Here is a 12,144-nt window from a genome sequence, read left to right as displayed (position 1 = left end):
TCCCCGGGATGCCTCTGAGCGAGCTTTTGGCGTGCCAAAACGAAAAACCCCGGCCAGAGGCCGGGGCAAGGTAGAGCAAAATGACAGAGCAAAATGCGTCTGGCGTCAGATCAGCCTGGCGGCTGTTCCGGGCTATCGGGCATATTGATGCTGCCCGGTTCCTCACGATTGAGATGCAGGAACTGTAGATGACGCTCGTACTGGTCGAGAATGTCGTCGATGACCTGTTCACGGGTATAGCCCATCAGGTCGTAGCCTTGGCTACCCTCCAGCAGATATACCTCCAACCGATAGTAGCGACTGCTGCTACGCGGCGTGCGCATGGCGAAGGACGGCGTGGAGAACGGATGCGTCCATATCTGGTAAGCGAAATTCTGCTCGCTGCCAAGGTCGACGTAGAGCGACAGATAGTTGTCGTCGTTCTGTGTGCCGTCGTTGATATCGACCTGCACACCCTGCTTCAACAGCTCCTCGCGCACCGCTTCCATCGCGGGTCGGCCCGTCTCCTCCAGGAACTGCTGCGCCTGCTGACGATTGGGGAACGACATGGCACGCTTGAGACGTGTCTTCCAGTCGTGATTGCTGTCGCGATTACCTGAGGACATGCGACCCGAAAGCGAACCGGAAAGACTCAGGCGGTGGCTATCTTCCTTGAAGGCTTCGACCTTCAACGCCTTGTAAAGACCGGCAATCATGAAAAACAGCACGATCGAGAACGGCAAACCGGTAATGACAACGGCACTCTGCAGTGTCGACAACCCTCCGGCCAGCAAGAGCGACAAGGTCAGAACCCCGATCACCGCCGACCACAGGATTCGCATCCAGATAGGCGCATCGCTGTTGACGTCCTTGAGCTTGGACGTGAAGTTCGACAGTACCAGCGCGCCCGAGTCACCGGAGGTGACGAAGAACACGATCGCCAGGATGCTGACGGCAATGGTCGAGAACACCGGGAACGGATACTGCTGCAGGAACAGGTAGATCCCTGCCGGCGGCGTATCCATGACCTGCTGGCCGAAGTCCGTCGCACCGTTCATCGCCATATCGAGGGCGCTGTTACCCAGAATCGACATCCAGATCATCATGAAGGCGATGGGCAGCGTCAGCGTGCCGGCAACGAAAGTACGAATGGTGCGACCGCGGGAAATACGCGCCAGGAACAGACCGACGAACGGGCCCCAGGCGATCCACCAGGCCCAGAAGAACAGGGTCCAGCCGTTCAGCCACTCGGTCGGGCGATCGAAGGCATAGGTATTGAACGACATCGAGATGAAGCTGGACAGATAATCCCCGATGTTCATTACCAGCGCATTGAGCAGGAACACCGTCTTGCCGGCAAACAGCACGAACAGCAGCAGCGCGATCGCCAGCAGAATGTTGAACTCGGAAAGGCGACGGATGCCCTTCTCGACGCCCGTCACTGCGGAAATCGTGGCGAAGAGAACGATCATCAGCACCAGAATGGTCTGGGTCCAGGCACTCTCCGCGATCCCGAACATGAAGTTCAGACCGTAGTTGAGCTGGATGACGCCGATACCCAGGCTGGCCGCGATCCCGAACACCGTGCCCAGCACGGCGGCGATGTCGACGACGTGGCCGATGGGCCCGTAGATCTTCTTGCCGAAAATCGGGTAAAGCGCACTACTAATGGTCAGCGGCAGGTTGTGGCGATAGCTGAAGAAGGCCAGCGACATCCCGACCAAGGTATAGATCCCCCAACCCGACAGGCCCCAGTGCAGGAAGGTCAGCTGCATCGCATAACGCGCGGCCGCGACCTGATCCTCGGGCGCGTTGGGCGCGTTGTAGAACTGGGTCAGCGGTTCGGCCAGGGCGAAGAAGATGACCCCGATCCCGATACCGGCGGAAAACAGCATCGCTGACCAGGAAAAGATATTGAAATCAGGCCTCGAATGCTCGGGCCCGAGGCGAATCTTGCCGAAGCGAGAGAAACCTACGAACAGCACAAAGGCGAGATAGATGACGACGGTCAGAAAGTAGTACCAACCGAAGGTGTTGGCGATCCAGCCCAGCAGCGCGTTGATGATGCCGTTTGCCTGCTCGGTAGCGATCATCGCCCACAGCGAAAAGGCGACGATGCCAATGACCGACCCATAGAAGACGACCGGATTCAGTCTATCTTGGGTACTGGAATTATTATCGGGGCTTGTACTCATGCGGCTCCCATCAATCGTAGATAGTTTTCGTTGACGAGTGAGCAGAGCGCCCTGATCGACAAAGCTGCCGCCAGGGGTCGCTGAGCGATAATGGCTCTTCACTCGTTTCCGTGTTCCCGCCGCGAGGTCGCGAGACCTCTGATCGAGTTAAATCGACTTCGGCCGTTGAATCCAGTCATGCCTTCAACGGAAGCCTCGATCCTTCTCTCTTCTCCGACACCTCGTGATGCCGTGCCAAGCAATTCTAGAAGAGAGCCTTAAGCTTGCCGATTCCTCGAGCACCCGCTGCGGGCCAAACCTGCAGCGGCCCAACGCTTGAACTATGGTCCATTGTTACGCAAAAGCGAGCGCTATTTGATGCCGGTCGATCCCGTGCTGCCGACGCCATGATCATCGACGTCACACGCTCGACACGCCTTTGGTTCGGCAAGCGGTTTCGACGCACTATCGCGTCGACGCCAATCGGTATCGACGACACTACCGATGGCGCAATTTTTTATTGATTGAGCGTTCAATTAAAATACGGCGTTATGGATCATCTTTCAACAGCCGTGCTCAGACTCTCACGCCGCCACGACCGCCGGCGCATCGAGAGCGACCATGCGGAACCTTAGCCCGACGTGAGTATCATCGGGCGTGATTGTCGGCTCTCAGTCGCCCTTGAGGCGGCCGCCCATCTCCTGGGCCAGCTCGACCGCGTAGTGGTCGGTCATCCCGCCGATGAAATCGAGCATACGCCGATAGCTGTCGTAGAGCGGCCAGTTCGGCTTGGGCGTGTTCTCGCCGATCAACGCCAGCACGCGCTGGTGCTTGAAGGAGGAGTGCCCGGTATGGTGCAGCTCGTGGGCCGCCCCGATGAAGGCCTCGAGCAGAATGCCAAGCGTAGTGTAGGCCCCGATCTCGAGCTTGGCCTTGCGCTCGTTCTGAAAGATCCGCTCGCGGGCCAGCTGCTTGGCCGAGGAGACCCCCCAGGTCAAATCCGGATGACACAGTTCGAGCAGGTCGTCATTGAGCGTGCCGTTGAGCAGCGCCTTCTCGTGCTGCACGAACACGTCGCCGACTTCGTTGACCGCTCGCTCCATCGCCGCACCGCGCAGCGCCGCGATACGTCGGCGCTGCGACACGCCGTCTGTCTCCATCTGCTCGTAACCGGCCGGCGGTTCGCCGGCGATCTGCAGCAGCACCTGGGCAACTTCCTCGTAGCGCAGAATGCCCATCTCCAGGCCGTCCTCGAGATCGAGCAGCGCATAGCAGATGTCATCCGCCGCCTCGACCAGGTAGGCCAGGGGATGACGACACCATTTCGACTCGCCCGTGGCTTTCAGCCCCAGACGCTCGGCGACCTCGGCCAGCAGCAGCTTCTCCGACTGATAGCAGCCGAACTTGCCCATCTGGCCGCCGTGTTCGACGGTCCACGGATACTTGAGCAGCGTGCCCAGCGTCGCCGCGGAAAGTCGCATGCCGCCGCGAAACTGGTTGTACTCGATCTGGGTCACGACGCGAAAGCCTTGCGCGTTGCCTTCGTAGGTCAACAGATCCTGGCGCTGCGCCTCGTCGAGACCATCGAGCAGCCCATCGCCGTGCGCCTCGGACCATTTGAACCAGTCGCGGATCGCATACTCGCCGGCGTGGCCGAACGGCGGGTTGCCGATGTCGTGTCCCAGGCAGGCCGCCTGCACAATCACGCCGAGATCGGCAGGTGTAACCCACTCCGGCAGGCTGTCGCGCAGCTGTTCACCGACGATCATCCCCAGACTGCGGCCGACGCAGCCCACCTCGATCGAGTGGGTCAAGCGGGTGTGGATATGATCGTTGTCGGTGAGCGGATGGACCTGGGTCTTGCGCCCCAGACGCCGAAACGAACCCGAGAAGACGATGCGGTCGTAGTCCTTGTGGAACGGACTGCGACCGGCTTCACCACGCGAGGTCCGGGCATCGTGCAGGCGGACGGGATCGAGCAGGCGTTCCCATTGCATGGCGGTCATCGTGGTCTCCGTTATCAGTAAAGGCCGCTTCGAGCTTCGAGCTTCGAGCTTCGAGCTTCGAGCTTCGAGCTTCGAGCTTCGAGCTTCGAGCTTCGAGCTTCGACAGGATGCCGCGACCGTTCGGCGAGTCAAGCATCTGACCTACCAAGATCCACTCTTATGGACATACCGCGAGGATTTTCAGCTCGTCGCTCGCAGCGCGTGAGTCGGGGGCTACTCTTTGACGTCCATGTATTCGCGGGCCCAGATCCGATACTCGTCGACCGTCGAATAGCGCGTCGACAGCTGCGACGCATCCAGATCGTTGGTGGCGATGTCGCGCTGTTCGCGCAGGCAGTCGTAGGTGGCCTTGATCGCCGCGAAATAGGCCGCGTGACCGTTGACGACGATTCGCACGCCGAGCTTGGCCAGCCGTGTCCGATCGCGCAGCTGCGGGTTGTCGTAGGTGACCAGCATCAGCGGCACCGTCAGCGGCGCGGCTAGCTTTTCCAGGTGCTCGAAATCCCGCACGCCGACCAGACAGATGGCATCGACGCCGGCGGCCTGATAGGCCCGGATCCGGGCGACGGCGGCATCGTCGTCGAGCTGGCCGGCATTGGTGCGAGCGATGATCGACAGCGCCGGATCGATGCGCGCTTCGAGTGCCGCGCGCATCTTGCCGACGCCCTCCTCGACCGGGATCAGATCCGTAGACTTGTGACCGTACTGTGCCGGCAGCAAGGTGTCTTCGATGGTCAGCGCGGCGATGCCGGCACGCTCGAGCTCGGTGATGGTGCGCATTACGTTGAGTGCGTTGCCGTAGCCATGATCGGCGTCGGCGATCACCGGCAGACGGGCCACACGGCCGATGCGGGTGGCCTGCTCAACGAACTCGCTCAGCGTGATCAAGGCGAAATCGGGTGCGGCGAGAACCTGCAGCGACGCCACGGAGCCGCCCAGAATGCCTACCTCGAAGTCGAGATCGGCGGCGATCCGGGCCGACATCGGATCGAATACCGACGCCGTGTAGTAGCAGTCGTCGCTGGCCAGCAGGCGGCGAAATTCGTTACGTAAATCGTGTTGGGAAGGGGTCGTCACGGAATGCTCCTGTTCTTTTACCCTGTCGTTCAAAACTCAGTCGTTCAAGATTCAGTCATTCAAGATTCAGTCGTTCAAAATTCAGTCGTTCGAATACGAGGGCGTCATCTTGGAAACTGCCCCGCCGATAGCCGATGAAGTCACGGTGAAGGCCTAGACGCGGGTCGACAATCCTACCACTAAAGTTTGAGAAAACGACGCTGACGCCCAACGGCCCCACGACTGAACAATGAATGACATGCATGACTGGCTTGAGCGCCCTTCATTGGCCGAATCGGCGACCAACCCGCATCATTAGCGGCCTCAGCATCGTCATGCCGAGCATGCCGATGGTCCATCATGTGAGGAAACCCCATGTCGCAGTCGCATCCCCCATTCCGAGCCGATATCGTCGGCAGTTTTCTTCGCCCCGCGGCGCTGAAGACGGCGCGTGCGCAGTTCCAGCAGGGCGATATCGATGTCTCCGCCTTGAAGGCGGTCGAGAATCGCGAAATTCGCCACGTGGTCGAACAGCAGCAAGCCGCAGGACTCGAGGTCGTGACCGACGGCGAATTCCGTCGTGCCTGGTGGCACTTCGATTTCCTCGAACAGCTCGACGGCGTCACCGGATATCAGGGCGATCAGGGCATCCAGTTCCAGGGCGTTCAGACGAGCGCCAAGCAGATCCGGGTCGACGGCAGGGTCGGCTTCAACGCCGCGCACCCGATGCTGGACGACTTTCGCTATCTGGCGAGCGTCGCCAATGTCATGCCCAAGATGACGATTCCCAGCCCCAGCGTGCTGCACTTCCGGGGCGGGCGAAAGAAGATCGACAGCGGCGTTTATCCGAGTCTTGACGCGTTTTTCGCCGATACCGCCGACGCCTACCGTGACGCCGTGCGGGCGTTCTACGATGCCGGCTGCCGCTATCTTCAGCTGGACGACACCGTGTGGGCCTATCTCTGCTCCGAGAAAGAGCTGCAGGCGGCGCGGGACCGCGGTGACGATCCCGATCAGTTGCAGGCAATCTACGCCGAGATGCTCAATCACGCCCTGGCCGACAAGCCGGACGACCTGTACGTCTCGCTCCACGTCTGTCGCGGCAACTTCCGCTCGACCTGGATCAGCGAAGGTGGCTACGAGCCGGTCGCCGAAACGCTGTTCGGCAAGGTTGATGTGGATGCGTGGTTCCTCGAGTACGACAGCGACCGTGCCGGCAGCTTCGATCCGCTGCGCTTCATTCCCGAAGGTCATCAGCAGGCCGTGCTGGGGCTGATCACTACCAAGGTGGGCGAACTCGAGGACCCGCAGGCCGTCAGGGCGCGCCTCGATGAAGCCTCTCGGTTCGTCGACAAGCGCCAGCTCTGCCTGAGCCCGCAGTGCGGCTTCGCCTCCACCGAAGAGGGTAACGATCTCGCCGAGCAGGCGCAGTGGGACAAGATCCGGCTGACCCTGGAGATCGCCAACGCCTACTGGAACAAGGGCTGAGACACTAGAGCCGGTCTCGGGGAGTACGCCACGAGCAGGTGCCGCATCTCCCCGAGTTCGATCGGGCGATCCCCCTCGGACAATCTTTTCAGCCGAGCCCTATCATCAGAGCTGATCGGTCAGAAGGGGCTCGCTGTCACTGAGACTCGCCATCCTCGTTGCGCATCAGCGACCCCAGCAGCCGACTGAGGAAGCCCTTGCGTTCGGGATCGGGCTCCTGCTCGATCAGCGCTCGGGGATCGATACTGCTGCGGTCGACATGCACGAACGCCGCTTGAAACGGCGGCAGCGTCAGCCGGCTGTCACTCAGATGCGGCGTGAAGCCCGCCTGGAAGACGATCTCGCCGGCACCGGCCGGCAGGCTGGTGGATCGCGATTCGCTGGTCAGGTTGAAGACCGCCAGAATCGCCTGGTCGTGTGACACTCGCAGCCAGCCCAGCAGGTCGTCATCGAAGTCGCTCAGGATCAGCGTCCCGTCGACCATCGCCGACTGCGATTTGCGCCAACGCAGAAACTCCCGCGTCACCCGCAGCGTACTGTCGGCATTGGCGAGCTGCCTCTCGACCGAGAGCTGGCGATGATGGCCGTCCACCGGTAGCCAGGGTTCGACAGAGGTGAAGCCGCCAAGCTCACCGCTCGTCCACGGCATCGGCGTGCGACAGCCGTCGCGCCCCTTGTACTCCGGCCATAGCGCCAGGCCGTAGGGATCGACCAGCCGCTCGTAGGGCACATCGGCTTCCGGCAATCCCAGTTCCTCGCCCTGATAGAGGCAGATGCTGCCGTAGAGCGAACAGAGCATGACCGTCGCGACCTTGGCCACCAGCGGGCCGTGCTGTTCCAGATTCTCGTGCTGGGTCCAGCGCGACACGACGCGCTGGACGTCATGGTTGGAAAGCGCCCAGCACGGCCAGGCATCGCCCGCGTAATACTGGAAGTGTTCGATGATATCGCGCAGTCGCTGGGCACTGAACTCGGCATCGAACAGGTCGAAGGTGTAGGCCATGTGCAGACGATCATCGCCGATGGTGTACTCGACCATGCGCTCCAGCGGGCGGTCGTCGGAGATCTCCCCCACGGTCATGGTGCCGGGGTATTCGTCCATCAGCGCGCGTAGCTCGTTCAGGAACCCAATGTTTTCCGGCTGACTGATATCGAACTGGTGACGCTGCATCGAATAAGGGTTCGAGGCCGGAACGCTGGGCGTCTTGAACTCGCCGCTGCCGAGCGCCGGGTTGTTCTGCAGCGCCTGGCTGTGGAAGTAGAAATTCGAGGTGTCCAGACGAAAGCCGTCGACGCCCAGATCGAGCCAGAAGCGCGCGTTGTCGAGCTGCTCCTTGCGCACCGCCGGATTGTGAAAGTTGAGATCCGGCTGGCACGACAGGAAGTTGTGCAGGTAGTACTGACGCCGCCGGCTATCGAAGGTCCAGGCGCTGCCACTGAAAAACGACAGCCAGTTGTTGGGCGCCGTGCCATCCGGTTTGGGATCGGCCCAGACGTACCAGTCGGATTTCTGGTTGTCGCGTGAGCTGCGGCTCTGGATGAACCAGTGGTGCTGATCGGAAGTGTGACTGAGCACCAGGTCGATGATCACTTTCAGGCCCAGTCCGTGGGCGCGCTCGAGCAGCATCTGGAAGTCGTGGAAGGAGCCGAACATCGGATCAACGCCGCGGTAATCGGTCACGTCGTAGCCGAAATCCTTCATCGGCGACGGAAAGAACGGCGAAATCCAGATCGCATCGACGCCCAGCTCTGCCACGTAGTCCAGCTTGGCGGTGATGCCGGGCAGATCGCCGATGCCGTCACCCCGCGCATCCATGAAGCTTCGGGGATAGATCTGGTAGATGACGCTGCCACGCCACCATTGGGTTGGATCGGACATAGAATTTCCCATTGGTGTCTTTTGATTCACGGCTTCGCAAGATAGCCAACGACGACAGCGCCCGGCGTTCGACCGGGCGTTGTCTTGCTTTCCAGGCACGAGGCTTCTAGCACGCAAGCCGCGCCTTGAGCCGCCTTGGCGCGCCGGCCTGCCAGTTGTGTGGCGTCGCGCAGGCGCTATTCGTCGGCCAGCGCCGGCAGAAGCACCTTCACTTTACGCGTCAAGGTGTTGCGTCCCCAACCCAGCAGTTCGGCCGCCTCGCCCTTGCGCCCGCCGGTGTGCTTCAGGGCGGTCTCGATCAGGATGCGCTCGAAATCCGGCACCGCTTCCTCTAGCAGGTGCGTATGACCCGAGGCCAGGGCTCGGTCCGCCCACTCCCGGAACGCGTTGCGCCAGTCCCCGCTCGGCGCTTCGTTGCCTTCGATGTCACGCAGCTCCGGCGGCAGATCGTCGACCAGCACTTCCCGGCCTGAGGCCATCACCGTCAGCCAGCGGCAGGTGTTTTCCAGCTGACGCACGTTGCCGGGCCAGGGCAGGCGCGTCAAATGCGTCTCGGCGTCCTTGGTCAGAACCTTGGGTTCCGCCGAGAGTTCCTTGGCGGCCTCGGCGAGAAAGTGCTGAGCCAGACGCGGAATATCCTCGCGGCGCTCCGACAGCCGTGGCAGATGCACGCGAATCACGTTGAGCCGGTGGAACAGATCCTCGCGGAAGCGCCCCTCCGTCACCAGCTTTTCAAGGTACTGGTGCGTCGCGGCGATGATCCGCACATCGACCTTGACCGGCATGTGACCACCCACCCGGTAGAACTCGCCGTCCGCCAGCACGCGCAGCAGCCGCGTCTGGGTATCGGCCGGCATATCGCCGATTTCATCCAGGAACAGCGTGCCGCCATCGGCCTGTTCGAAGCGGCCGCGGCGCTGGGCGGCGGCACCGGTGAAGGCGCCCTTTTCATGGCCGAACAGTTCCGACTCCATCAGATCCTTGGGGATCGCGGCCATGTTGAGCGCGATGAACGGATGGCCGCTGCGCGGGCTGTGCTGGTGCAGCGCCTGGGCGACCCGCTCCTTGCCGGTTCCCGACTCGCCGTTGATCAGCACGGTGATGTGCGACTGCGACAGCCGGCCGATGGCCCGGAACACCTCCTGCATCGCCGGCGCCTCGCCGATGATCTCGGCGGAAAGCCCCTCCGGCATGGCGGCGGGTGAACGTCGTTCGCGGGCGTGCGCCACGCCCCGCCGGACTAGCGCCAGCGCATCGTCGACATCGAACGGCTTGGGCAGATATTCGAACGCCCCACCCTGATAGGAGGCCACGGCACTGTCCAGATCCGAATGCGCGGTCATCACGATCACCGGCAGGTCGGGATGCATCTCGCGGACCTTGGCCATCAGATCGAGCCCGTCGAGCCCCGGCATGCGAATGTCGGTCAGCAGCACGTCCGGCGGATGTCGCTCGATCGACTCGAGCGCGGCATCGGCCCGTTCGAACGACTGCACCTCGAGATCCGGCTGCGCCAGAGCTCTTTCCAGAACCCAGCGGATCGCACGATCATCGTCGACGATCGCGATACGGGCGACTTCAGTCATGGCAGTTCTCCAGCAGAACGGTGAATCGCGCTCTCGGCGACTTCGTCAATCGCTCGTCCACGGACGAGGGCGAATAGAATCAGACTTACGACGGCGCCTCGAAAGGAATCAACAGACGAAACTCCGTCACTCCCGGATGGGATTCACACTCGATCAGGCCCTGATGCTGATGCAGGATCGACTGCGCGATCGACAGCCCCAGCCCGCTACCCTCGGCGCGCCCGGAAACCATCGGGAAGAACAGCGTCTCGCGGATGTGCTCCGGAATGCCGGGGCCGTTGTCGATGATCGCCACTTCACACACCAGTCGATGGCGCTCGGCGCCCAGCGTGAACTGGCGGCGAACCCGGGTGCGCAGCAGCAGGCGCGGCTCGAGCGTGTCGAACTCCTCCATCGCCTGAACGGCATTGCGCGCGATATTGAGCACCGCCTGGATCAACTGGGGCTCGTCGCCGATCAGGTCCGGCACGCTGGGGTCGTAGTCGCGCTCGAAGCTCAGCTGATGGTGCTCCGCCTCGAGCAGCGCACGTACGCGCTCCAGTACCTTGTGCACGTTGAGCGGCTCGTGGTGAACCAGGGTGTTGGGGCCCAGCATGCGATCGACCAGATCGCGCAGCCGGTCAGCCTCTTCGACGATGATCCGGGTGAATTCGGTGAGCTGCGGGTCGGGCAGATCCCGCTCCAGCAGCTGCGCCGCACCGCGGATACCGCCCAGCGGATTCTTGACCTCGTGAGCGAGACCGCGCATCAGCACCTTGACCGTTTCCTGGCGCGCCATCAGCGCCTCCTCCCGCGAGATCCGTAACAGCCGGTCGCGCGGCTCGATCTCGAGCAGCAGTTCGCGGCTGGTGATCGGTGTCGCGGTGAAGTCCACCGTGATCACGTCCCCCGCGGCCAGTATCAGCGTGGCTTCGCGCTGAGTGTAGGGGTGAAACTCCTGCATGGCCTTGAGCAGGACCTGGCGAACGCTACCATCCTCGCCGTTGAGGCACTCCAGCCACTGTCCCATCACCCGTGGCCGGCTGGCGGCCAGCAGCGCCTCGGCGGAGGGGTTGAGCCAGCGCACCTGAAGGCTGTCGTCGAGGAGTACGACGGCGGTCGTCAGATGCTCCAACAAACGTTGATACATGCGTCGTTCCATCGTGGTGATCCGGTATGTGCTTATACAGTGCAAGAACCGCGCCACTCCCCGATTTCGCGCTGCTACGCGGGAGGCTCATTTGATGCAGGCGCGTCCCCCACCCGAAGCGATCCGTTCCGAACCGCCCAGGCGCTCATTCACCAAAATGGTGCAATCACCCAGATCCATGCCTGCCGATGGGGATCGATTTCACGGCTGCCATTATTTTTGGCGATTGGGATTGTTCGGGTTGGCCGGCAGATTGACGCTGGCCCGTTGCACGTAGAGCGTTACCGCCGGCGTCGCCAGACGTACCCGCCCTTGCGCGTCGACCAGCTCGGCCTGCAACCGATGCTCGCCACGCTCGAGCTGACTCAGCGCGAACACATTGGTGTGCATGGGTGACTGGCGCACTTCGCCATCGACCCGGAGCTGGACCCGATCGCCACGTTGCAGCGCCGGCTCGATCGCCAGCTGCACCTGGACGTTGCCGGCCTGGCCGGTGGGCAGCGTCTGCTCGTCATGCGGGCTGGAAATCGTGAAGCGCTCATAGTCGACCGCCGAGGCGGATGCCGGCGTCGGCTGGTCTGAGCGCGTGCGGATTTCGGGCGTGTCAGGGTCGACCACCGCAATCGGCTTGAGATCCACGCGATGCCCGGCCCGGGGCTCGTCGCTGTAGACCACGTTACCGTCAGCGTCGACATGACGGTACACCGACGCCGCCTGGGCCGACGAGACAATCATCGGCAAGACAGCCATCGGCGAGACAATCACCGACGAGACAATGCCAGCCGCCAGGCCAACCCAGGTCCTCAAACCCAACATTCGTACCGACATCGCCACCCCTCCGTTATCG

General features: G+C 62.2%; 8 protein-coding genes. 1 reads left to right on the top strand and 7 read right to left on the bottom strand.

Annotated features, from left to right (window positions below):
• Positions 1 to 110: 110 nt before the first annotated feature.
• The 3 genes from betT to BTW08_RS01040 form a co-directional block, all read right to left on the bottom strand.
• Positions 111 to 2,174 (bottom strand): choline BCCT transporter BetT, encoded by a 2,064-nt coding sequence (gene betT / locus BTW08_RS01055; RefSeq protein ID WP_075560646.1) that lies wholly within the window; start codon positions 2,172 to 2,174, stop codon positions 111 to 113.
• A gap of 650 nt (positions 2,175 to 2,824) precedes the next feature.
• Positions 2,825 to 4,159 (bottom strand): deoxyguanosinetriphosphate triphosphohydrolase, encoded by a 1,335-nt coding sequence (locus BTW08_RS01050; protein WP_075560645.1) that lies wholly within the window; start codon positions 4,157 to 4,159, stop codon positions 2,825 to 2,827.
• A 213-nt stretch (positions 4,160 to 4,372) separates the two neighbouring features.
• A complete protein-coding gene (locus BTW08_RS01040; protein ID WP_245392263.1) occupies positions 4,373 to 5,191 on the bottom strand; it encodes an oxaloacetate decarboxylase in 819 nt (272 codons plus the stop codon).
• A 399-nt stretch (positions 5,192 to 5,590) separates the two neighbouring features.
• Between BTW08_RS01040 and BTW08_RS01035 the strand changes: the two genes are divergently transcribed.
• Positions 5,591 to 6,703, top strand: coding sequence for a cobalamin-independent methionine synthase II family protein (locus BTW08_RS01035; RefSeq protein WP_075560642.1), 1,113 nt, complete (start codon positions 5,591 to 5,593; stop codon positions 6,701 to 6,703).
• A gap of 136 nt (positions 6,704 to 6,839) precedes the next feature.
• Here BTW08_RS01035 and BTW08_RS01030 read toward each other — a convergent pair whose 3' ends face one another.
• From BTW08_RS01030 to BTW08_RS01015, 4 genes are all read right to left on the bottom strand, one after another.
• Positions 6,840 to 8,582, bottom strand: a complete 1,743-nt coding sequence (locus tag BTW08_RS01030) for an alpha-amylase family glycosyl hydrolase (RefSeq protein ID WP_075560641.1) — start codon at positions 8,580 to 8,582, stop codon at positions 6,840 to 6,842.
• Positions 8,583 to 8,758: 176 nt separating this feature from the next.
• Positions 8,759 to 10,168: a nitrogen regulation protein NR(I) gene (gene glnG, locus BTW08_RS01025; RefSeq protein ID WP_075560640.1), complete on the bottom strand. Its 1,410-nt coding sequence runs from the start codon at positions 10,166 to 10,168 to the stop codon at positions 8,759 to 8,761.
• 85 nt (positions 10,169 to 10,253) lie between these two features.
• Positions 10,254 to 11,297 (bottom strand): nitrogen regulation protein NR(II), encoded by a 1,044-nt coding sequence (gene glnL, locus BTW08_RS01020; protein WP_075560639.1) that lies wholly within the window; start codon positions 11,295 to 11,297, stop codon positions 10,254 to 10,256.
• Positions 11,298 to 11,510: 213 nt separating this feature from the next.
• The gene (locus BTW08_RS01015; RefSeq protein WP_246837614.1) at positions 11,511 to 12,125 is read right to left on the bottom strand and encodes a DUF4124 domain-containing protein; all 615 of its coding nucleotides are present in this window, start codon (positions 12,123 to 12,125) and stop codon (positions 11,511 to 11,513) included.
• Positions 12,126 to 12,144: the final 19 nt, after the last annotated feature.

The sequence above is a fragment of the Salinicola sp. MH3R3-1 genome (assembly GCF_001937155.1).
Lineage (GTDB): Bacteria > Pseudomonadota > Gammaproteobacteria > Pseudomonadales > Halomonadaceae > Salinicola > Salinicola halophyticus.
This window is presented reverse-complemented; position numbering and strand designations above follow the sequence as displayed.

Coding starts and splice junctions, on each gene's coding strand:
- betT (WP_075560646.1), bottom strand. CDS start 2,174: ATGAGTACAAGCCCCGATAATAATTCCAGTACCCAAGATAGACTGAAT.
- BTW08_RS01050 (WP_075560645.1), bottom strand. CDS start 4,159: ATGACCGCCATGCAATGGGAACGCCTGCTCGATCCCGTCCGCCTGCAC.
- BTW08_RS01035 (WP_075560642.1), top strand. CDS start 5,591: ATGTCGCAGTCGCATCCCCCATTCCGAGCCGATATCGTCGGCAGTTTT.
- BTW08_RS01030 (WP_075560641.1), bottom strand. CDS start 8,582: ATGTCCGATCCAACCCAATGGTGGCGTGGCAGCGTCATCTACCAGATC.
- glnG (WP_075560640.1), bottom strand. CDS start 10,168: ATGACTGAAGTCGCCCGTATCGCGATCGTCGACGATGATCGTGCGATC.
- glnL (WP_075560639.1), bottom strand. CDS start 11,297: ATGTATCAACGTTTGTTGGAGCATCTGACGACCGCCGTCGTACTCCTC.
- BTW08_RS01015 (WP_246837614.1), bottom strand. CDS start 12,125: ATGTCGGTACGAATGTTGGGTTTGAGGACCTGGGTTGGCCTGGCGGCT.